Source organism: Streptococcus oralis SK610, assembly GCF_000257455.1.
Lineage (GTDB): Bacteria > Bacillota > Bacilli > Lactobacillales > Streptococcaceae > Streptococcus > Streptococcus oralis_CB.
Window position 1 is genome coordinate 24,477 of record NZ_AJKQ01000003.1, and the last position, 21,881, is coordinate 46,357.

Sequence of the window (21,881 nt, forward strand, 5' to 3'; positions counted from 1 at the left end):
TATCAGGAGGAAACGATGAAAGATTTTCATTTTGACGCTATATCTGCCTTTGAAAATTACGAAATAGAAAAAATGAGAGATGGTCATGTTGTGGTGACGACGAAAGTGGTGGACTCGTCGCTCAACTACTATGGAAATGCCCATGGTGGCTATCTCTTCACCCTTTGTGACCAGATCAGTGGTTTGGTGGTTATCTCGCTGGGACTTGATGGAGTGACGCTCCAGTCCTCTATCAACTACCTCAAAGCAGGAAAACTTGACGATGTGCTGACCATTAAAGGAGAATGTGTCCATCATGGACGCACAACCTGTGTGGTAGATGTTGATATCACCAATCAAGAAGGTAGAAATGTCTGCAAAGCCACCTTTACCATGTTTGTCACAGGCCAGAGGTCTGAAGAAAGACAGGTAAGGATATAGAGAAACAAAAAGAGGCTCACACCTCTTTTTCTTATTTTTTCTTCCTGTTTAGGACGGCATTGAGTACAATGGCCAGTAGGCTGGCTACGACGATTCCATTTGAGAAGAACATTTGGAAGGCTGTCGGCATGCTGACAAAGAGATTACTATTATTTAGACCTACACCAGCAGCGATTGAGACAGCTGCGATAAGGAAGTTATGTTCATTGTTAGCAAAGTCAACGCGAGCTAGGATTTGCATCCCTTGAAGGGAAACAAAACCAAACATCACCAGCATAGCACCTCCAAGGACGGGACTCGGAATGATTTGAGCTAGGGCTCCAAACTTAGGAAGTAGTCCAAGGAGGACTAGGAAACCAGCTGCGTAGTAGATTGGCAGGCGAGTCTTGATACCTGATAATTTAACCAAACCAACGTTTTGTGAAAATCCTGTGTAAGGGAAGGTGTTAAATATTCCACCGAGAAGGACAGCTAAACCTTCTGCGCGGTAACCGTTGCGTAGGCGCGTGCTGTCGATTGGGTCATTGGTAATATCAGACAAGGCCAGGTAAACACCAGTAGATTCAACCATAGACACCGTTGCGATGATACACATCATGACAATAGAAGAGATTTCAAAGGTTGGCATCCCAAAGTAGAGGGGAGTAGGAACATGGACTAGTGGTGCTGCCGCAACAGGGGAGAAATCAACCAAGCCCATAGTAGCAGCAATGGCGGTTCCGACAACCAGACCAATCAAAATGGAGATAGACTTGATAAATCCTTTGGTAAAGATATTAATCAAGAGGATGATCAGAACAGTGATAGCTGCAAGCAAGAGACTTTGACCAGTTGGCTCTGGAACATTATTTCCCATATTTCCGATAGCGACAGGAATCAAGGTTAAACCAATCGTGGTAATAACAGAGCCTGTTACGATAGAGGGGAAGAGATTGGCTACTTTTGAAAAAATGCCTGAAATCAGAACTACATAAATCCCTGAAACGATAAGGGCACCAAACATGGCTCCGCTACCGTGACTCTGCCCAATCATAATCAAGGGAGCGACTGACTGAAAAGCAACTCCAAGAACGACTGGTAGTCCAATTCCAAAGTATTTATTGAGTTGGAGTTGGAGGAAGGTGGCCACCCCACACATGAAGATATCTGTGGAGATTAGGTAGGTCAACTGTTCAGCTGAATAGCCAAGAGCTGTCGCAATCATGATAGGAACCAGGATAGAACCTGAGTACATGGCTAGTAAGTGCTGTAAGCCAAGAACGGCTGCTTGCGAGTGTTTTTCTTGTTTTTGCATTAGAGATCTGCCTCCTTAAATACGACCTGACCGTTTTCAAAACGTTCCAAACGAGCGAGTGATAGAACTGGATAGCCAGCTTTCTCAAGCAAATCACGACCATCCTGGAAGGATTTTTCAATCACGATACCTATCGCTTCAACTTTTGCTCCGGCTTGTTCGATGATTTGGATCAAGCCTTTGGCAGCTTGGCCATTAGCAAGGAAATCGTCAATAACCAAGACCTTGTCCTCAGGTGAGAGGAATTTTCCAGCGATGGAAACCGTGCTGGTCACCTGCTTGGTAAAGGAGTAGACTTCAGCAGTTAGGATGCCTTCGTTCATGGTGATGTTTTTAGCTTTCTTGGCGAAAATCATAGGAACATCTAAGGCTTCAGCTGTAAAAACGGCAGGGGCAATGCCTGAAGCTTCAATGGTTACGACCTTAGTAATGCCAGCAGAAGCGAATTTGTCCGCAAATACCTTACCAATCTCTCGCATCAAGCTAAAGTCAACTTGATGGGTTAAAAAGGAATCCACCTTGAGGATGTTGTCACCCAAGATATGCCCATCCTCGAGGATGCGCCCTTCTAATAATTTCATAAGACCTCCTAAAGTCTAAACTCTTTCGTGTTTTTCTATCGCCTTTATCATCTCAAAAAGGGCTAGAAAAAAGGACCTACTTAACAGATAAGCAAGCCCTCAAAATAGGTATGTCTAAAAACATACCCTCAACAGACTTACTCATTGTTAGGTGTTCCGGCACCTTGTAGAAACGTCGTGCCAATTCACGACATAAACAAGTAAAATGATATTCAAATTTAAATAGGCTGCTGCCAATGTTTTTATTTTACACCAATTAGCTTTATAAATCAAATATTTTGTTGGTAAATAGATCATAAAAGCGAACGAATAAAAGGCTGCAACGCTAGAAAGTATTGTAGCCTTTTATTCTTCTATTCGCTAAATCTTAAAAAATAGCCATCTGGATCTAACACTGCAAATTCGTGAGGATAGATATAATGATCCTCAACACGAAATGTTCGTTTAGTCAAAGGACGATATATAGGATAGTTGGCCTCGGTCACTTTTTGATAAAGTTGTGGGACATCCTTTATACCAAAGGATAGGTTGACACCTTTTCCAAAAGGGTAGGTAAGGTTGGCCAGTTCCTCGGGTGTTCCTTCCTCTAACATCAGTTGACACTCTTCAAGCGAAAGAAAGAGGAAGTTTTCTTCTGGCCGTTGGTATTCAATTCTAAAACCAAGTAAGTCGCAGTAGAAGGAACGGGACTGTTCTAAATCACTTACAACAAACTCGGGAATGACTGCATTGTAGTTCATAGTGAAAATCCTTAAAGTTTAATTTCCAATACAATCGGCGTATGGTCTTGACGCGCACCCGAGTCAATCATGTCAGACTTGGTCACCTTGTCAGCCACGCGGTTGCTAGTGAGCCAGTAGTCGATTCTCCAGCCTGTATTGTTGATTTTAGAAGTCTTACTGCGTTGTGCCCACCAAGTGTAGCGCTCTGGGACATCACCGTGAATGTGGCGGAATGTGTCGGTAAATCCAGTTGCCAAAAGGTTGGTAAATCCAGCACGTTCCTCGTCGGTAAAACCAGGTGAACGGCGATTGCTGGCAGGATTTGCAAGGTCGATTTCCTTGTGGGCCACGTTGTAGTCACCGGTCGCAAGGACTGGTTTTTCTTTGTCTAGTTGCGCCAAATACTCAGCATATTTGACATCCCAGACTTGGCGTTCTTCCAAGCGTTTGAGACCGTCGCCAGCGTTTGGAGTGTATACTTGGGTTACGAAAAATGCATCAAATTCCAAGGTAATGATGCGGCCTTCCAAATCCATGGTAGAAGGGGCACCGATTTCTGGGAAGCTGATTGTTGGTGTGAGTTCTTTCTTATAAAGGAACATGGTTCCAGCATAGCCTTTGCGGGCAGGTTCTTGAGAGGAACGCCAAGTGTTTTCATAACCTGGAAAGAGTTCTTCAAGCACTTCTAGGTGTTTCTTAGTAGGGCCCTTTGCAGAAAGCTTGGTTTCTTGGATAGCGATAATATCAGCATTTTCGGCTACCAAGGTTTGTAGGACTTCTTGGGACAATTTGGCACGAGCTGAGTCGCTCGTTAGGGCTGCATTGAGGGAATCGATATTCCATGAGATGAGTTTCATAATGTTACCTTTTTCATTCAGATTACAGACTATATTATACCAAAAAAAGACGTATTTCCCCAACGTATGGTTTGAAAAATCACCCTCTTTCGTTTATAATTAAGAATGATTTTATGAAAGGGAGTGAAAACACATGAAATTCTATTCTTATGACTATGTCCTCAGCCAAATTGGTCAGCAAAATGGCATCATGCTTGGTTTAGGGATTGTCCTATTAGCTGTGACAGGATTTTTAGCTTTCAAAGCTTATCATGATAAAAAGGGGACCAAATTTCGTGAGTTGGTCATGATTTCAGCTTTGACCTTATTAGCTCTCCTTTTGGTCAGCATCACAACTTATCAAAACAATCAAGTATCTAATAATAAATTTCAAGCTTCACTTCATTTCATCGAGCTTGTTTCCAAAGAATTGGGAGTAGACAAGTCAGAGGTCTATGTCAATACTTCTGCGGACACGGATGGCGCACTTATCAAGGTGGGAGATCGCTATTATCGTGCCTTGAACGGAAGTGAGCCAGACAAGTACCTGCTAGAGAATGTCGAATTGTATAAAACAGATGCAATTGAACTGGTGGAGGTGAACAAATGACACTCAATTATATCGAAATTTTAATCAAACTAGCCTTGGGTCTCTTTTCTCTGGTTTTTGTAATCAATGTGACAGGAAAGGGTAACCTAGCGCCTAACTCAGCGATAGACCAAATTCAGAACTATGTACTCGGGGGTATCATCGGTGGGGTGATTTACAATAGTGCCATCAGTATCCTTCAGTATGCAGTTATCCTGATTATGTGGACCATTCTGGTCTTGACTCTCAAATGGCTGAACAATAATGTTCACTTTGTGAAACGTTTGATTGATGGGAAGCCAACTCTGCTCATCAAAAATGGGAAGATTGATCCAGAAGCCTGCCGTTCGGTTGGTTTATCAGCAGCGGACGTAGCACTTAAGCTCCGTAGCCAGGGAATTTTCCAAATCAAACAAGTCAAACGCGCTATGCAGGAGCAAAACGGTCAACTCATCGTAGTCCAAATGGGAGATGAGAATCCCAAGTATCCTGTTGTCACAGACGGTGTGATCCAAGTCGAAATTTTGGAGTCCATTGGTCGGAGCGAAGAATGGCTACTTGATAACCTCAGCAAACAAGGGTATGACAATGTTGCCAATATCTTTATCGCTGAGTATGACAAGGGTGTCGTCTCAGTCGTAACTTATGAATAAGAAAAACCTGAGGTCTCTGCCTCAGGTTTCCATTTGCAATCAGAAAGGGATTTTATGTCCATTATTCAAAAACTCTGGTGGTTTTTCAAGTTAGAAAAGCGCCGTTATTTAGTCGGGATTGTGGCCTTGGTCTTGGTTTCCGTCCTCAATCTCATTCCCCCCATGGTCATGGGGCGGGTCATTGATGCCATTACGTCGGGGAAATTAACCCAGCAGGACCTCCTTCTTAATCTATTTTATCTACTGCTAGCAGCCTTTGGGATGTACTATCTACGCTATGTTTGGCGCATGTATATCCTTGGCACCTCCTACCGTCTGGGGCAGATTATGCGGTCTCGTTTGTTTGAGCATTTTACTAAAATGTCGCCAGCCTTTTATCAGACCTATCGGACGGGGGATCTGATGGCACACGCTACAAATGACATCAATGCCTTGACGCGTCTGGCAGGTGGCGGAGTCATGTCAGCAGTGGATGCTTCTATCACGGCACTGGTGACTTTGTTGACCATGCTCTTTAGCATTTCATGGCAAATGACCTTGGTTGCCATTCTTCCCTTGCCTTTTATGGCTTATGCGACCAGTCGTCTAGGGAGAAAGACCCACAAGGCCTTTGGCGAGTCACAGGCAGCCTTTTCTGAACTCAATAACAAGGTGCAGGAGTCTGTATCAGGTATCAAAGTGACCAAATCTTTCGGTTATCAGGCGGATGAGTTGAAGTCCTTTCAGGCAGTCAATGAATTGACCTTCCAAAAGAATCTCCAAACCATGAAATACGATAGTCTCTTTGACCCTATGGTTCTCTTGTTTGTTGGTTCGTCCTACGTTTTAACTCTTTTGGTCGGTTCTTTGATTGTTCAGGAGGGGCAGATTACGGTTGGAAATCTGGTTACCTTTATCAGCTACTTGGATATGCTGGTTTGGCCTCTTATGGCTATTGGTTTCCTCTTTAATATTACTCAGCGAGGGAAGGTGTCCTATCAGCGGATTGAGGATCTTTTGTCTCAGGAATCACCTGTAAAAGATCCTGAATTTCCTCTGGACGGTATTGAAAATGGGCGCTTGGAGTATGCTATTGACAGCTTTGCCTTTGAAAATGAAGAAACACTGACGGATATTCACTTTAGCTTGGCAAAAGGGCAAACTCTGGGCTTGGTTGGTCAGACAGGCTCTGGGAAAACATCCTTGATTAAACTTCTCTTGCGAGAATACGATGTAGATAAAGGAGCTATTTACCTAAATGGTCATGACATTCGGAATTATCGTCTGACGGACCTTCGCAGCCTTATGGGCTATGTTCCTCAGGACCAGTTCCTCTTTGCGACCTCTATTTTAGACAATATCCGCTTTGGCAATCCTAATTTACCCCTTTCAACGGTAGAGGAAGCGACTAAGCTAGCCCAAGTTTACCAAGACATTGTAGCCATGCCTCAGGGATTTGATACGTTGATCGGTGAAAAAGGAGTCAGTCTCTCAGGTGGTCAAAAGCAACGTCTGGCTATGAGTCGAGCTATGATTTTAGATCCTGATATCTTAATTTTAGATGATTCCTTGTCCGCCGTGGATGCCAAGACAGAGTATGCGATTATCGACAACCTCAAGGAAACGCGTAAGGATAAGACAACCATCATCACTGCCCATCGTCTCAGTGCAGTTGTCCATGCAGATTTGATTCTGGTTCTGCAAAATGGGCAGATTATCGAACAGGGAACGCACGAAGACTTGCTAGCCCTGAATGGCTGGTATGCCCAAACCTACCAGTCTCAGCAGTTGGAAATGAAAGGAGAAGAAGATGCAGAATAAGAAAGAACAATGGACTGTATTGAAGCGCTTGATGTCCTATCTCAAGCCTTACGGCCTCCTGACCTTTTTGGCATTAAGTTTTCTCCTTGCGACTACGGTCATTAAAAGCATCATTCCCCTTGTGGCTTCCCACTTTATCGACCAGTACCTCAGCAATCTTAATCAACTGGCCGTGACCGTTTTGCTGGTCTACTATGGTCTTTATCTCCTGCAAACTCTAGTTCAGTATGTTGGAAATCTTCTCTTTGCGCGGGTGTCCTACAGTATTGTCAGAGATATTCGTCGGGATGCCTTTGCCAATATGGAAAAACTGGGCATGTCTTATTTTGACAAGACGCCAGCAGGATCCATCGTTTCTCGTTTGACCAATGATACCGAGACCATCAGTGATATGTTTTCAGGGATTTTATCCAGCTTTATCTCAGCAGTTTTTATCTTTCTGACAACTCTGTATACCATGTTGGTGCTGGATTTTCGTTTGACAGCTTTAGTTTTGCTATTTCTTCCCTTGATTTTCCTTTTGGTCAATCTCTATCGGAAAAAATCAGTGAAAATCATCGAAAAAACCAGAAGTCTCTTGTCGGATATCAATAGTAAGCTGGCAGAGAATATCGAGGGAATCAGGATTATCCAGGCCTTTAACCAAGAGAAGCGCCTGCAAGCAGAATTTGATGAAATCAACCAAGAACACTTGGTCTATGCCAACCGATCTGTAGCCTTGGATGCCCTCTTTTTGAGACCTGCCATGAGTTTGCTGAAACTCCTAGGCTACGCCGTTTTGATGGCCTACTTTGGTTACCGTGGTCTTTCTATAGGGATAACGGCCGGAACTATGTATGCCTTTATCCAGTACATCAACCGTCTCTTTGATCCCTTAATTGAGGTGACGCAAAACTTTTCAACCCTTCAAACTTCCATGGTGTCTGCAGGTCGTGTCTTTGCCTTGATTGACGAGAAGACCTATGAGCCTCTTCAAGAAAATGGGCAAGCCAAAATCAAAGAGGGCAATATCCGTTTTGAACATGTGTGTTTCTCATATGACGGCAAACACCAGATTCTGGATGATATTTCCTTTTCAGTTAACAAGGGCGAAACCATTGCCTTTGTAGGTCATACAGGTTCGGGGAAATCTTCCATTATCAATGTCCTCATGCGTTTTTATGAATTTCAGTCAGGTCGAGTTCTCTTGGATGGTGTGGATATTAGGGACTACAGTCAGGAAGAGCTGAGAAAAAATATCGGTCTAGTCTTGCAGGATCCCTTCCTCTATCATGGGACTATCAAGTCCAATATCGCCATGTACCAAGATCTTAGTGATGAAGAGGTCCAGGCTGCGGCTGCCTTTGTGGATGCAGATTCCTTTATTCAGGAGCTTCCGCAGGATTATGATGCACCTGTGTCTGAGCGTGGTTCGAGCTTTTCTACTGGACAGCGTCAGCTTCTTGCCTTTGCCAGAACAGTCGCAAGTCAGCCTAAAATCTTGATTTTGGATGAAGCGACAGCCAATATTGACTCGGAAACAGAAAGTTTGGTTCAAGATTCCCTAGCTAAGATGAGACAGGGGCGGACAACCATTGCCATCGCCCATCGCCTTTCGACCATCCAAGACGCCAACTGCATCTATGTCTTGGACAAGGGGCGCATCATTGAGAGTGGAACCCATGAGGAACTCTTGGCCTTGGAAGGAACCTATCACAAGATGTATAGCTTGCAGGCAGGTGCCATGTCCTAATACTCGTTGAAAATCTATTCTAACCACGTCAGCTTTATCTGCAACCTCAAAGCTGTACTTTGAGCAGCCTGTGGCTAGACTCCTAGTTTGCGTTTTGATTTTCATTGAGTATAAGAAGGAAATTCTTTAAATTACAGATTTCTTGCACCGCCTTTTCTATTTTGTGGTATAATGAAAAATGTTGACAAATAGTATAATAAAAACAAAGGAGAAACAGCATGCTGAAATGGGAAGACTTGCCCGTGGAAATGCAATCAAGCGAGGTTGAGTCTTACTACCAGCTTGTCTCTAAAAGGAAAGGTTCGCTGATTTTCAAGCGTTGTCTGGACTGGGTTCTGGCCTTGGTTTTACTGATTTTGACTTCCCCCATCTTTCTCATCTTGAGCATTTGGATCAAGTTGGATAGCAAGGGACCTGTCATTTACATGCAAGAGCGCGTGACCCAGTACAACCGTCCGTTCAAGATTTGGAAGTTCCGTACTATGGTGACGGATGCGGATAAAAAAGGAAGTCTGGTGACTTCAGCTAATGATAGTCGCATTACCAAAGTGGGAAATTTCATTCGCCGTGTGCGCATGGACGAACTACCTCAGCTGGTCAATGTCCTTAAAGGCGAGATGTCCTTTGTAGGCACAAGACCTGAGGTGCCACGTTACACCGAGCAGTATAGCCCTGAAATGATGGCGACCTTGCTCTTACCAGCCGGAATCACCTCTCCAGCTAGTATCAACTACAAGGATGAGGACACCATCATCAGTCAAATGACGGAGAAAGGTCTGTCAGTTGACCAGGCCTATGTCGAACACGTCCTTCCTGAAAAGATGCGCTATAACCTCGCCTATCTCCGAGAGTTTAGTTTCCTTGGAGACATCAAAATCATGTTTCAAACCGTGTTTGAAGTGCTAAAATAAAGTAGTCATGAGAAAATGAGTACAGATAAAAGGAGCAAATCAATGCCAAATTACAATATTCCATTTTCACCGCCTGATATTACAGAAGCTGAAATTGCTGAAGTAGCAGATACCCTTCGTTCTGGTTGGATTACAACAGGTCCTAAGACAAAAGAACTGGAGCGTCGCTTGTCCCAATACACACAGACACCTAAGACTGTCTGCCTCAACTCTGCGACTACTGCCCTTGAGTTGATTTTACGTGTTTTGGAAGTGGGACCAGGTGATGAAGTCATCGTTCCAGCTATGACCTATACAGCTTCATGTAGTGTCATCACACACGTAGGAGCGACACCTGTCATGGTGGATATTCAAGCAGATACTTTTGAAATGGACTATGACTTGCTTGAGCAAGCTATTACTGAGAAAACTAAGGTGATTATTCCTGTTGAGCTTGCAGGGATTGTGTGCGACTATGACCGTTTGTTCCAAGTTGTGGAGAAAAAACGTGATCTCTTTACAGCTGCTAGCAAGTGGCAAAAAGCCTTTAACCGTATTGTGATTGTCTCTGATAGTGCCCATGCTTTGGGATCTACTTACAAAGGGCAACCAGCTGGTTCGATCGCTGACTTTACTTCCTTCTCATTCCATGCCGTTAAGAACTTTACAACGGCTGAGGGAGGAAGTGCGACTTGGAAAGCCAATCCAGCGATTGACGACGAAGAGATGTACAAGGAGTTCCAAATCCTTTCCCTTCATGGTCAAACCAAAGATGCTCTTGCCAAGATGCAATTGGGTTCATGGGAATACGATATCGTAACACCAGCCTACAAGTGCAACATGACGGATATCATGGCTTCGATTGGTTTGGTACAATTGGATCGTTACCCAGCTTTGCTACAACGTCGTAAGGACATCGTGGACCGCTACGATCGAGGTTTTGCAGGTTCTCGTATCCGTCCATTGGCACACAAGACTGATACTGTTGAATCTTCACGCCACCTATACATCACTCATGTAGAAGGAGCAAGCTTAGAAGAACGCAATATTATCATTCAAGAATTGGCCAAAGCAGGAATTGCAAGTAATGTACACTATAAACCGCTTCCTCTCTTGACAGCCTATAAGAATCTTGGTTTTGATATGGCAGATTATCCAAGATCCTATGCCTTCTTTGAAAATGAAATTACGCTTCCTCTTCACACTAAATTAAGCGATGAAGAAGTTGATTACATCGTTCAGACTTTGGTGAGAATTTCTGAAGAAATCCTCGGTTCTAGAAAAAAATAATAAAAAATCTTGACAAAAAGCGGACAATAACATATAATATTCTCAACAAATCAGAAAAGTAACTATTTTTGATCTTCAGGGAGCTTGTGGTGATTGTGAACAGGTGGTTGAAGTAGTGAAAGTGGGCTGATTTTAAAAATGAATTTGAAACAATGAAAATTCGGTGCGCACACCTTACAGTGCAACTTGTTGTTAGACAAGGCAGAGATGTAAAGGGGAATAGTCCCTTTATAATTGAGGTGGCACCGCGTTACCAACGCCCTCACATGGAAGTATATTCTGTGTGTGGGCTTTTTTCATATCTTTAAATTAATACTGAAAGAGGAAAAATTTTATGACAACTAAAGGTTATTTTGGACAATTTGGTGGTAGTTTTGTACCGGAGCCGATTCAGGCTTTGTTGGATGAGTTGGAAGTGACATTTGACAAGTACAAGGATGATCCAGAATTTTTGGCAGAATTTCGTCATTACTTGAAGGATTATTCTGGTCGCGAAACACCGCTTTATTTTGCGGAAAGTTTGACAGACCACCTAGGTGGAGCTAAGATATATCTCAAGCGCGAAGATCTTAACCACCTTGGTTCTCACAAGCTCAACAACGTTTTAGGACAAATTCTTCTTGCCAAACGTATGGGCAAAAAACGAGTGATCGCAGAAACAGGAGCTGGTCAGCACGGTGTTGCGACAGCAGCTGCTGCAGCCAAGTTTGGTATGGCCTGTGATGTCTACATGGGGGCAGAAGATGTGGAGCGTCAACGTCTCAATGTCTTCCGTATGGAGATGATGGGAGCGACCGTTCACGCAGTTGAAACGGGGACACGAACTCTTAAGGATGCGGTTGATGCAGCCTTTGGAGCATGGATGAATGACCTTGAAGCCTTCTACGTTTTGGGATCTGCTGTAGGGCCTCATCCTTATCCTACCATCGTTCATGAATTCCAAAAGGTCATCAGTGAAGAATCTCGCCGTCAAATCTTAGAAAAAGAAGGCCGTTTACCAGACTACGTCATTGCCTGTGTAGGTGGTGGTTCTAATGCCATCGGAGCTTTTTCACAGTATGTGGCTGATGAAGAAGTCAAATTGGTTGGGGTCGAAGCTGCCGGTCATGGACTTGATACAGACAAGCACGCAGCTACTATGACAAAAGGTAGTATCGGAATTGTCGATGGTATGAAGACCTATGCAGTCTTTAAGGAAGATGGAGAGCTGGCGCCAGTTTACTCTATCTCAGCTGGTTTGGACTATCCAGGGGTTGGTCCAGAACACGCCTACTTTAAAGATTCTGGCCGCGTAGAATATGTGGCAGCGACAGATGAAGAAGCGGTTCAAGCCTTGCTCCTTCTTAGCAAGACAGAAGGGATTATCCCAGCGATTGAAAGTTCGCACGCTATCGCAGAAGCGGTTAAACGTGCACCAAAACTAAGTAAAGATGAGATCATCATCATCAATGTCTCTGGTCGTGGAGACAAGGACGTAGCTGCGATTGCGGACTACCTAGAAGATAAAAAATAATAGATGGAAAAATTACAGTCTTTTCTCTCACAGAGAGCTTGTGGTTGCTGGAAACAAGCAGAGAAAGCTGTAAGGTTGGGTCTATCTGAAACGAGAGAAGAAAACATAATTCTCAAGGGAGTGCCCTTTATCGCACAGCCTGTTATAGGAAAGTTCTGAGACAGGAATGAGAGATAGGAGAAATCCTATAATTGAGGTGGCACCGCGAATTTCGTCCTCACGCAAGTTATTTTGCGTGGGGATTTTTATATATTTATCGTAGATATGGTCATCAGTTTTAAACTATACTTCATCAATAGATAGATTTCTATAAAATATTTGTGAACGAAGTGAGCATTGAACCGCTATTTCCCGCCATAGTGGTATTCTAGAGAAGCAAAGATACTTCTCTAGAACGGAATTTTTGAGAGTAAAATAGTTCGGGGAACTATTTTAGCCTGAGCCTAGAAATGAATGAGCGAGGAGCTCGAAAATTAGGTCTTTCATTTCATGGATTTCTAAAATCATCCACTGGATAATTTTACCTCCCGTCCGCACTATTTAAGGGAAATAGAAAAAAGACCAAAAATTAAAAATAAGAAACTGAAAGGGAAATTACAATGGAACGAATCATTCATGGAGATGTTTTATCACCAATCTTAGCTTATATGCGCTTAAAAGGGCAACACAAGGTGATCTTAGAAAGTATTCCGAGAGACAAGGAAACCGCTCGTTTTTCTATCCTAGCTTATAATCCTGTTTTTGAGATTCAGTTTGAAAATGGAGTCCTTTATCAAAATGGTCAAGTGATTAATCGGGATCCCTTGGATTTCCTTTATGAAGTGACTCATAAGAGCCAGCACCATTCAGACCTACCTTTTGGTGGGGGAGCTATTGGCTTTGTCGGTTACGATATGATTTCGCTCTATGAAGAAATCGGTCAAATCCCTGAAGATACCATTGGGACGCCAGACATGCATTTCTTTGTCTATGAGAGCTATATGGTTTTTGACCACAAGAAGGAAAAAATTCATGTTATCGAGGATGCTCTTTACAGCGAGCGCAGTCAAGAAGACTTGGAAAAAGCCTTGAACCAAGTGCTTGAGGAATTACGCATTCCTGCTCCAAATGAATTTGAAGATTTGGATCTATCTCCGCTGAACTTCAAACCGCATATCGCTCCTCAGAAGTTTGAGGAAATGGTGGAAACAGCTCGCGACTTGATTCGTAATGGTGATATGTTCCAATGCGTGCTCAGCCAGCGTTTCTCAGCAGAGGTTACTGGAAATCCATTTGACTTCTACAGAAATCTTCGCGTGACCAATCCATCTAATTACCTTTATTTCTACGACTTTGGGGATTATCAAATTATCGGTGCCAGTCCTGAAAGTTTGGTTTCTGTCAAAAATGGCATCGTGACAACCAATCCGATTGCAGGTACGCGACCAAGAGGGGCTACGGATGAAGAGGACAAGGCCTTGGCGACAGACCTCCTTTCTGATGAGAAGGAAACAGCAGAACATCGGATGTTAGTAGATTTGGGACGTAATGATATCGGTCGCATCTCTGAAACGGCAAGTGTTCAAGTCACCAAGTATATGGAAGTGGAGCTCTTCCGCTATGTTATGCATTTGACCAGCGTGGTGAAAGGGCGTTTGCTTCCAGAACTCACTGCCATGGATGCCTTGAAAGCTACACTTCCAGCTGGAACAGTTTCAGGAGCACCAAAGATTCGGGCCATGAGACGGATCTATGAACTGGAGACGGAAAAACGAGGCGTATACGCAGGAGCAATCGGCTACTTGTCTGCGACGGGTGATATGGATTTCGCTATCGCCATCCGAACAATGATTCTCAAAAATCAAACAGCCTATGTACAGGCTGGGGCAGGGATTGTCTACGACTCCATCGCCCAAAACGAATACCAAGAAACCATTAACAAGGCTAAATCTATGACTAGAATTGGAGAACTAAGACCATGATTTTATTGATTGACAACTATGATTCTTTTACCTATAACTTGGCGCAGTACATTGGGAATTTTGCAGAAGTGCAGGTCTTGAGAAATGATGATCCCAAGCTGTATGAAGAAGCTGAAAAAGCAGATGGTCTGGTCTTTTCTCCTGGTCCTGGTTGGCCAGTTGATGCTGGAAAGATGGAAGACATGATTCGTGACTTTGCAGGCAAGAAGCCAATTCTAGGGATTTGTTTGGGTCACCAAGCCATCGCAGAAGTCTTTGGTGGAAAGCTAGGTTTGGCTCCCAAGGTCATGCATGGGAAACAGAGCCATATCAGCTTTGAAGCGCCTTCTGTTCTCTATCAAGGCATCGAGGATGGCCGTCCGGTCATGCGTTACCATAGTATTTTGATTGAAGAAATGCCAGAAGACTTTGAAGTGACAGCTCGTTCGACTGATGACCAAGCCATTATGGGAATTCAACACAAAACCCTTCCAATTTATGGCTTCCAGTACCATCCGGAGAGTATCGGAACGCCAGACGGCTTGTCTTCTATTCGGAATTTTATCGAGAAGGTTGTAAAGTGAGGAAACTAGGATGAAAGAGATTATTGAAAAACTAGCAAAATTTGAAAATTTATCAGGTGTGGAAATGACGGATGTCATTGAGCGTATCGTAACTGGGCGTGTAACTGAAGCGCAGATTGCTTCTCTCCTATTGGCCCTTAAGATGAAGGGGGAAACACCGGAAGAACGCACAGCCATTGCACAAGTCATGAGAGGACATGCCCAACACATACCGACAGAGATCCATGACGCCATGGACAACTGTGGTACAGGTGGGGACAAGTCCTTCAGTTTTAACATTTCCACAACTGCAGCCTTTGTCTTGGCTGGTGGTGGCATTCATATGGCCAAGCACGGTAACCGCTCGATTTCTTCTAAATCGGGTTCGGCAGATGTCCTTCAAGCCTTGGGTATCAATCTAGACCTCAAACCAGCTGAACTAGGTAAGGTTTTCGATAAAACTGGAATCGTTTTTCTCTTTGCAAAAAATATGCACCCAGCTATGAAATACATCATGCCAGCTCGTTTGGAGTTGGGAATTCCAACGATTATGAACTTGACTGGTCCCCTGATTCACCCAATGGCCTTGGAAACACAGCTTCTTGGAATTAGTCGTCCAGAACTTCTAGAAAGTACAGCTCAGGTATTGAAAAATATGGGTCGCAAACGTGCTATTGTGGTTGCTGGACCAGAAGGGCTTGATGAAGCTGGCTTGAACGGAACAACCAATATTGCTCTTCTTGAAAATGGCGAAATCACCTTGTCAAGCTTCACTCCAGAGGATTTGGGGATGGAAGGCTACGCTATCGAAGATATCCGTGGAGGGAATGCTCAGGAAAATGCAGAAATTTTGCTTAGTGTTCTTAAAAACGAACCAAGCCCATTCTTGGAAACGACAGTTCTAAATGCTGGTCTTGGTTTCTATGCTAATGGTAAGGTAGCTAGTATCAAGGAAGGAGTTGCCTTGGCCCGTCAAGTGATTGCTAGTGGCAAGGCCCTTGAAAAACTCAGACTGTTACAGGAGTACCAAAAATGAGTCAGGAATTTTTAGCACGAATCTTAGAGCAGAAGGTGCGTGAGGTCAAGCAGATGGAGCTGGAGGAAATCCAGCCCTTGCGCCAGACCTATCGCTTGGCAGAATTTTTGAAGAATCACCGTGACCGTTTACAGGTAATTGCTGAAGTCAAGAAAGCTAGCCCTAGTCTGGGAGATATCAATCTCGATGTGGATATTGTGCAACAGGCCCAGACTTATGAAGCGAATGGTGCAGTGATGATATCGGTTTTGACAGATGAGATTTTCTTTAAAGGGCATTTGGATTATTTGCGTGAGATTTCCAGTCAGGTAAACATTCCGACGCTCAACAAGGACTTTATCATCGATGAAAAGCAAATCGTCCGCGCTCGCAATGCAGGTGCGACAGTCATCTTGCTCATTGTGGCCGCCTTGTCCGAAGAACGTCTCAAGGAACTGTATGATTACGCGACAGAGCTTGGTCTGGAAGTCTTGGTGGAAACCCACAATCTAGCTGAACTAGAAGTAGCCCACAGACTGGGTGCTGAGATTATTGGAGTTAACAACCGCAACTTAACCACCTTTGAAGTCGACTTGCAGATCAGTGTAGACTTGGCCCAGCACTTTAAGAAAGGTCACTATTACATTTCTGAATCTGCTATTTTCACAGGGCAGGATGCGGAACGACTAGCATCATCCTTTAATGGAATTTTAGTAGGGACAGCTCTTATGCAGGCAGAGGATGTGGCTCAAAGAATCAAGGAGTTGCAGATTGACAAAGGTTAAGATTTGTGGATTATCAACCAAAGAAGCGGTGGAAACAGCCGTTTCAGCAGGGGCAGACTACATCGGTTTTGTCTTCGCACCCAGTAAAAGACAGGTGACCTTGGATCAGGCTGCTGAGCTGGCTAATCTCATCCCTTCAAATATAAATAAGGTTGGAGTATTTGTTTCACCAAGTCGAGCTCAACTGTTAGAAGCGATTGAAAAGGTTGGCTTGGACTTGGTTCAAGTTCATGGTCAGGTAGCGGATGATTTGTTTGAGGATTTACCTTGTGCCAGCATTCAGGCGGTGCAAGTGGATAGAAATGGTCATGTGCCAAATTCTCAGGCAGATTATCTACTCTTTGATGCCCCTGTTGCTGGGAGTGGCCAGACCTTTGACTGGGGTCAACTGGATACGACAGGACTAGCTCAGCCCTTCTTTATCGCAGGTGGCCTTAAGGAAGACAATGTAGCAAAAGCAATTCAACACTTTACTCCCTATGCAGTAGATGTATCGAGTGGAGTGGAGACAGATGGACAAAAAGATCATGAAAAGATTAGAAGATTTATAGAGAGGGTAAAGCATGGCATATCAAGAACCAAATAAAGATGGATTTTACGGAAAATTCGGCGGACGTTTCGTCCCAGAAACATTGATGACAGCAGTTTTGGAGCTGGAAAAAGCTTATCGTGAAAGTCAGGCAGATCCAAGTTTCCAAGAGGAGTTAAACCAACTTTTGCGCCAGTATGTAGGACGTGAAACTCCCCTTTACTATGCAAAAAACCTGACCCAGCATATCGGCGGAGCCAAGATTTATCTCAAACGTGAAGACCTCAACCATACAGGCGCCCACAAGATTAACAATGCCTTAGGACAAGTTCTCCTCGCTAAACGCATGGGCAAGAAGAAAATTATCGCAGAAACTGGTGCTGGTCAGCACGGTGTGGCAACTGCAACAGCTGCATCCCTCTTCAACATGGAATGTACCATTTACATGGGTGAGGAAGATGTTAAACGCCAAGCACTTAATGTGTTCCGTATGGAGCTTTTAGGAGCTAAGGTTGAGGCTGTGACAGATGGTTCGCGCGTGCTTAAGGATGCGGTCAATGCAGCCCTTCGTTCTTGGGTAGCGAATATCGATGATACCCACTATATCCTTGGTTCTGCCTTGGGACCTCATCCTTTCCCAGAAATCGTTCGTGACTTCCAAAGTGTCATTGGTCGAGAGGCTAAACAACAGTACCGTGACTTGACAAGTCAAGATTTGCCAGATGCCCTAGTAGCCTGTGTTGGTGGTGGTTCGAATGCCATCGGCCTTTTCCATCCATTTGTGGAAGACGAGTCAGTGGCTATGTATGGAGCTGAAGCAGCAGGACTAGGTGTGGATACGGAGCACCACGCAGCTACCTTGACCAAGGGTCGTCCAGGTGTCCTTCACGGTTCTCTCATGGATGTGCTCCAAGACGCTCATGGTCAAATTCTTGAAGCCTTCTCTATCTCAGCAGGTTTGGACTATCCTGGTATCGGTCCAGAACATTCACACTACCACGATATCAAACGTGCCAGCTATGTTCCTGTGACGGACGAGGAAGCCTTGGAAGGATTCAAACTCTTGTCTCGCGTGGAAGGGATTATCCCAGCCTTGGAATCTAGCCATGCCATTGCCTTCGCGGTGAAATTGGCCAAAGAACTTGGTCCAGACAAGTCTATGATTGTCTGCCTATCTGGTCGTGGGGACAAGGATGTGGTTCAAGTCAAAGACCGCTTGGAAGCAGATGCAGCAAAGAAGGGAGAAGCCCATGTCTAAGACACTAACAGAAAAATTGAACGCTATCAAAGCAGCAGGAAAAGGAATTTTCGTTCCCTATATCATGGCTGGAGACCATGAGAAAGGTTTGGATGGTCTCGCTGAAACAATCCACTTTTTAGAAGATTTGGGTGTTTCTGCTATTGAAGTGGGTATTCCCTTTTCAGACCCTGTTGCAGATGGACCTGTAATCGAAGAAGCAGGCTTGCGCAGTCTAGCTCATGGAACTTCTACCCAGGCTTTGGTTGAAACCTTGAAAACCATTCAAACAGAAGTTCCGCTTGTCATCATGACCTACTTCAACCCCCTCTTTCAGTACGGAGTGGAGAAATTTGTCAAAGATCTGGCAGATACAGCAGTTAAGGGCTTGATTATCCCAGACCTGCCTCATGAGCATGCCAACTTTGTAGAGCCCTTTTTGGCAGACACAGATATCGCCTTGATTCCCCTAGTTAGTTTGACCACAGGACTCGAGCGCCAAAAAGAGTTAATCAAGGGAGCTGAGGGATTTGTCTATGCCGTTGCCATCAATGGGGTGACAGGGAGGTCAGGAAATTACCGTGCAGACTTGGACAAGCACTTGGCACAATTGCATCAAGTAGCTGACATCCCAGTCTTGACAGGTTTTGGTGTATCTAGTCAAGCCGATGTAGAACGTTTCAATGCGGTGTCAGATGGCGTTATCGTCGGTTCGAAAATTGTAAAAGCTCTCCACCAAGGAGAGCCAATTGAGGACTTTATCAAACAAGCAGTAGCTTACCAAAAATAATCAAACAAGTAGCAAGTAAGAGGAAAGGCACGAAAGGAAGTCTTTCCTTTTTCTTTTGAGGGTATAAGTTCATGAATGACAGTTGAATATTAGTTTGGGTATTGCTTATGAATGGTATCTATATAGTTGGTGAAATGTTTCAGGAAATGCTTAGGAGATATAACAGTGATGTATTTTCCAAAAGCAAGCAAGGTATTGTATCCCCAATCATTGTCGTTTAACGGATAAGTAATCTCGTAAATATCGCTATTAATAGGTTTTATGGCATTATAGCCTAAGAGTTCCACAAATCGATCAAGAATAATTTTCTGGACATGCAGGATGACAGGTACTTTGTTTTCATTCATCCAAGCACCACCATCATAGGGAAGTGGTGTAAAATGTCTTTTTGAAAAAGTATCGGAGAGAGTAAGTTCACTAATTCTAGCAACTTTAAAAACAGAAAAACGCGCTTTATCAGTATCGTAGGCATCCATATACCAACTCCGGTCCTTATAGACAATACGGTAAGGTTCACAATTTTTTTGACTCACCAGTCCTTGTGAATTAATATAGGAAAATTTTATTTTTACTCTACCTCTGATAGCTTCCAATAACTTAAAAATCAAAGTTCGTATTTCCAAGTTCCCTTGAGATAGAGATAAATCAATTTCGAAATCAGAGTATGTATTGGTAGCATTTAATTTCAATATAGCATTGAAAGTAGAGGCATCTTCCAATACTTGATAACGGCTTTTTAAACCAGATTCGATCGAAAGCCGTTCGGATTGGGTCAGGGGAGGTTTGTCAGTTTGGAAGTCTTCCATAAGAAAAATGCCTCCATTTTTTCCTTTCATTACATAGAGAGGAATGCCTGCAAGAGATAAATCATCAATATCTCTCATAATAGTTCGTGTGCTGACTTTAAAAAGTTCTGATAATTCTTTAGCTGTTGTTTTTCGTTTATTTACTAAATGAGAAATAATCCCCATTTGACGGTCGATTTTCATAATTTTCTCCTTAAATATGACAGATAGTTGTCATATTACCTTTGTTATGATTATACCATAAAGAAAGGAGTTCATATAATGAAACATCAAACTAAACCATCGTTTACCTTAGTTGGCAAGAGTATTTTGATAGAAGGAACTACAGTTCATGAACATCACTATTCTAAAGAGAAAACGGCATTCTATACTCGGTTATTTAAAGAAGGAATGCTAGGAAAATTGATGCCCCATTCTCTAGATAAAAGAGGCTATGCTTTGATAGTTCCTCATAAAGATGGTATACAATACTACGCAGGAGTTGCGGCAAATAATGCTGTGGCAGGTTACGAAAGCATTCTTGTCCCAGAGAAAGATTATTTAGTAAGCTCAGCCAGTGGTGATAAATCAAGACTCTTGTTTGATAAATTGGAGGATAACTTTTTTGAGGGAGAATATAGTTCGCTTTACAATGATGGAATTATCTTAGAAATACTTTTAAACGGTAATCCCATGGATGCAGAAGTTGAGCTTTGGGTTCCCAATTCAACAAACTAATAAGAACTGATAGAAAATTATTATAGTCGCAGCAAGTAAGAGGAAAGGAACAAAAGGAAGTCTTTCCTTTTTATTTTGCAGGAGAAAAGCTAGGATTCCCGTCGCAGAAGCAAACTGAATCAAGATGAGTAATTCGGTCACACTAAAGACGAGAGCACAAGAAGCTAGAAAGAGAAAATCTCCCGCTCCAATACGGATGTCGATAAAATGAGCCATGATTGTGAGGGCAAGGAAGAAGAACATGACCAGATTCCAACCAGAGCAGGCCATGAGGATTAGGTGGAAAATCATCCAGACCAGTAAGGGATACTCCTGATGGCGAAAGTCATAGATTCCCAAGGTCAAACCAGCAGTGATGAGGATGACTTGACCTAAGGAAAGCCAGCCCCAAGACCAAGACAGAAAGAGGAATCCCAAGCTCAATTCAAAGAGAGCATACCAAACAGGATAGCGGACCTTGCAGTAGCGACAGCGAAAGCGACTAATTACTTGAGAGATAATCGGAATCAAATCTAAAGGACGCAAGCGAGTCTGACAGGAATCGCAGTGACTAGCTGGTCGAATAATGGATTGCTCAGGAAAACGGTCAATGACTAAACCGAGAAAGGAAGCGAGAATGCTCCCGACGAGAAAAAAATAAAGATCAATCATACTTATCTATTCGTAAAAAATAGGAGAAGTAGTATAATAAAGAAACATAGATAAGATGGTGAGGTCAAGATGATGATTCGTTTTGAAGAAAATATGAGCACAGAAAATGCTCAGCACGTATGCCAATGGTCCAACTCCCTTGGCAAAGCTTTTCAAGAACAATGGATGGGAACAATGATTCCTTTTCCCTTGACAATTCCAGTCTTGCAAGATTTGGAAAGAATCTTTTCAATCTTTGATGGACAAGAGTTTGTGGGGCTTATCCAGAAAATCAGGCTAGAAGACAGGAATCTTCATATCGGGAGATTTTTTATCAACCCCCAGAAACAGGGGCAAGGCTTAGGTGGCCAGGCTTTAAGGAAATTTGTTAGTTTGGCCTTTGAAAATGATGACATAGATACTATTTCTCTAAATGTCTATGAGGCAAATCAAACAGCTTACAAGCTTTACCAAAAAGAAGGATTTGAAATCGTTCAAATGGTTGAAGTACCTATACGAAAATACATCATGAAAAAGGGCAGATAACAG

Annotated in this window: 23 protein-coding genes, 1 pseudogene, 1 riboswitch and 1 other annotated feature; of the genes and pseudogenes, 17 read left to right on the plus strand and 7 right to left on the minus strand. The window is 43.3% G+C overall.

All coding sequences use genetic code 11. The annotated features are described in order from the left end of the window. The first annotated feature begins 15 nt into the window (after positions 1–15). Positions 16–420 carry a PaaI family thioesterase gene (locus tag HMPREF1115_RS02925; protein ID WP_000651196.1) on the plus strand — a complete coding sequence of 135 codons (405 nt, stop codon included), beginning with the start codon at positions 16–18 and terminating at the stop codon, positions 418–420. A 31-nt stretch (positions 421–451) separates the two neighbouring features. Here the strand turns inward: HMPREF1115_RS02925 and HMPREF1115_RS02930 are convergent, their stop codons facing one another. The 4 genes from HMPREF1115_RS02930 to HMPREF1115_RS02945 form a co-directional block, all read right to left on the minus strand. Next, entirely contained in the window at positions 452–1,714 is a 1,263-nt protein-coding gene (locus HMPREF1115_RS02930; protein WP_001171650.1) for a nucleobase:cation symporter-2 family protein, read from the minus strand. After that, complete coding sequence (locus HMPREF1115_RS02935) at positions 1,714–2,295, minus strand: xanthine phosphoribosyltransferase (protein ID WP_000770438.1); 582 nt, start codon at positions 2,293–2,295, stop codon at positions 1,714–1,716. The genes HMPREF1115_RS02930 and HMPREF1115_RS02935 overlap by 1 nt, the downstream gene beginning before the upstream one ends. Before the next feature lie 124 nt (positions 2,296–2,419). Beyond that, positions 2,420–2,515: riboswitch (purine riboswitch) on the minus strand. Positions 2,516–2,648: 133 nt separating this feature from the next. Continuing rightward, entirely contained in the window at positions 2,649–3,035 is a 387-nt protein-coding gene (locus HMPREF1115_RS02940; RefSeq protein ID WP_001108701.1) for a bleomycin resistance protein, read from the minus strand. Between the two features lie 11 nt (positions 3,036–3,046). Further along, positions 3,047–3,874 (minus strand): exodeoxyribonuclease III, encoded by an 828-nt coding sequence (locus HMPREF1115_RS02945; protein ID WP_000767460.1) that lies wholly within the window; start codon positions 3,872–3,874, stop codon positions 3,047–3,049. A 133-nt stretch (positions 3,875–4,007) separates the two neighbouring features. Between HMPREF1115_RS02945 and HMPREF1115_RS02950 the strand changes: the two genes are divergently transcribed. The 14 genes from HMPREF1115_RS02950 to trpA all read left to right on the plus strand — a co-directional run bounded on the left by HMPREF1115_RS02950 (position 4,008) and on the right by trpA (position 19,179). Then, a complete protein-coding gene (locus HMPREF1115_RS02950) occupies positions 4,008–4,463 on the plus strand; it encodes a DUF3290 family protein (RefSeq protein ID WP_000675325.1) in 456 nt (151 codons plus the stop codon). After that, positions 4,460–5,095: a DUF421 domain-containing protein gene (locus tag HMPREF1115_RS02955; protein ID WP_000174431.1), complete on the plus strand. Its 636-nt coding sequence runs from the start codon at positions 4,460–4,462 to the stop codon at positions 5,093–5,095. The genes HMPREF1115_RS02950 and HMPREF1115_RS02955 overlap by 4 nt, the downstream gene beginning before the upstream one ends. A gap of 54 nt (positions 5,096–5,149) precedes the next feature. After that, a complete protein-coding gene (locus HMPREF1115_RS02960; protein WP_000022581.1) occupies positions 5,150–6,895 on the plus strand; it encodes an ABC transporter ATP-binding protein in 1,746 nt (581 codons plus the stop codon). Continuing rightward, entirely contained in the window at positions 6,885–8,627 is a 1,743-nt protein-coding gene (locus HMPREF1115_RS02965; protein WP_001180040.1) for an ABC transporter ATP-binding protein, read from the plus strand. The genes HMPREF1115_RS02960 and HMPREF1115_RS02965 overlap by 11 nt, the downstream gene beginning before the upstream one ends. 218 nt (positions 8,628–8,845) lie before the next feature. Further along, positions 8,846–9,538: a sugar transferase gene (locus HMPREF1115_RS02970; RefSeq protein WP_000922229.1), complete on the plus strand. Its 693-nt coding sequence runs from the start codon at positions 8,846–8,848 to the stop codon at positions 9,536–9,538. A gap of 42 nt (positions 9,539–9,580) precedes the next feature. Then, positions 9,581–10,807, plus strand: a complete 1,227-nt coding sequence (locus tag HMPREF1115_RS02975; protein ID WP_001134537.1) for a DegT/DnrJ/EryC1/StrS family aminotransferase — start codon at positions 9,581–9,583, stop codon at positions 10,805–10,807. 334 nt (positions 10,808–11,141) lie between these two features. Next, positions 11,142–12,320: a tryptophan synthase subunit beta gene (gene trpB, locus HMPREF1115_RS0102000; RefSeq protein WP_000208441.1), complete on the plus strand. Its 1,179-nt coding sequence runs from the start codon at positions 11,142–11,144 to the stop codon at positions 12,318–12,320. Then, positions 12,317–12,542 (plus strand) — a binding site (T-box leader). It overlaps the preceding gene by 4 nt. 377 nt (positions 12,543–12,919) lie before the next feature. Continuing rightward, positions 12,920–14,281 carry an anthranilate synthase component I gene (gene trpE / locus HMPREF1115_RS02985; protein ID WP_000439670.1) on the plus strand — a complete coding sequence of 454 codons (1,362 nt, stop codon included), beginning with the start codon at positions 12,920–12,922 and terminating at the stop codon, positions 14,279–14,281. Continuing rightward, positions 14,278–14,844: an aminodeoxychorismate/anthranilate synthase component II gene (locus HMPREF1115_RS02990; RefSeq protein WP_000601898.1), complete on the plus strand. Its 567-nt coding sequence runs from the start codon at positions 14,278–14,280 to the stop codon at positions 14,842–14,844. The genes trpE and HMPREF1115_RS02990 overlap by 4 nt, the downstream gene beginning before the upstream one ends. Before the next feature lie 10 nt (positions 14,845–14,854). Then, positions 14,855–15,859: an anthranilate phosphoribosyltransferase gene (gene trpD / locus HMPREF1115_RS02995; RefSeq protein ID WP_000658694.1), complete on the plus strand. Its 1,005-nt coding sequence runs from the start codon at positions 14,855–14,857 to the stop codon at positions 15,857–15,859. After that, positions 15,856–16,623: an indole-3-glycerol phosphate synthase TrpC gene (trpC, locus tag HMPREF1115_RS03000; protein ID WP_000076568.1), complete on the plus strand. Its 768-nt coding sequence runs from the start codon at positions 15,856–15,858 to the stop codon at positions 16,621–16,623. Before trpD ends, trpC begins: the two co-directional genes overlap by 4 nt. Continuing rightward, the gene (locus HMPREF1115_RS03005; RefSeq protein ID WP_000169880.1) at positions 16,610–17,209 is read left to right on the plus strand and encodes a phosphoribosylanthranilate isomerase; all 600 of its coding nucleotides are present in this window, start codon (positions 16,610–16,612) and stop codon (positions 17,207–17,209) included. Before trpC ends, HMPREF1115_RS03005 begins: the two co-directional genes overlap by 14 nt. Further along, positions 17,187–18,410, plus strand: coding sequence for a tryptophan synthase subunit beta (gene trpB / locus HMPREF1115_RS03010; RefSeq protein WP_000331280.1), 1,224 nt, complete (start codon positions 17,187–17,189; stop codon positions 18,408–18,410). The genes HMPREF1115_RS03005 and trpB (HMPREF1115_RS03010) overlap by 23 nt, the downstream gene beginning before the upstream one ends. Further along, the gene (gene trpA, locus HMPREF1115_RS03015) at positions 18,403–19,179 is read left to right on the plus strand and encodes a tryptophan synthase subunit alpha (RefSeq protein WP_000047738.1); all 777 of its coding nucleotides are present in this window, start codon (positions 18,403–18,405) and stop codon (positions 19,177–19,179) included. The genes trpB (HMPREF1115_RS03010) and trpA overlap by 8 nt, the downstream gene beginning before the upstream one ends. Here the strand turns inward: trpA and HMPREF1115_RS12370 are convergent. Further along, positions 19,151–19,237: pseudogene (locus tag HMPREF1115_RS12370) on the minus strand (prepilin peptidase); the annotation flags it as partial. The gene trpA and the pseudogene HMPREF1115_RS12370 sit on opposite strands and share 29 nt — an antisense overlap. A gap of 31 nt (positions 19,238–19,268) precedes the next feature. Further along, positions 19,269–20,168 carry a helix-turn-helix transcriptional regulator gene (locus HMPREF1115_RS03020; protein ID WP_000687278.1) on the minus strand — a complete coding sequence of 300 codons (900 nt, stop codon included), beginning with the start codon at positions 20,166–20,168 and terminating at the stop codon, positions 19,269–19,271. Between the two features lie 78 nt (positions 20,169–20,246). Between HMPREF1115_RS03020 and HMPREF1115_RS03025 the strand changes: the two genes are divergently transcribed. After that, the gene (locus HMPREF1115_RS03025) at positions 20,247–20,702 is read left to right on the plus strand and encodes an effector binding domain-containing protein (protein ID WP_000682686.1); all 456 of its coding nucleotides are present in this window, start codon (positions 20,247–20,249) and stop codon (positions 20,700–20,702) included. On the opposite strand, the gene HMPREF1115_RS03030 is transcribed toward HMPREF1115_RS03025, so the two are convergent. After that, complete coding sequence (locus tag HMPREF1115_RS03030) at positions 20,691–21,353, minus strand: prepilin peptidase (RefSeq protein WP_000566516.1); 663 nt, start codon at positions 21,351–21,353, stop codon at positions 20,691–20,693. The two genes, HMPREF1115_RS03025 and HMPREF1115_RS03030, sit on opposite strands and share 12 nt — an antisense overlap. Positions 21,354–21,422: 69 nt before the next feature. Between HMPREF1115_RS03030 and HMPREF1115_RS03035 the strand changes: the two genes are divergently transcribed. After that, complete coding sequence (locus tag HMPREF1115_RS03035; protein ID WP_000973464.1) at positions 21,423–21,878, plus strand: GNAT family N-acetyltransferase; 456 nt, start codon at positions 21,423–21,425, stop codon at positions 21,876–21,878. Positions 21,879–21,881 lie beyond the last annotated feature (3 nt).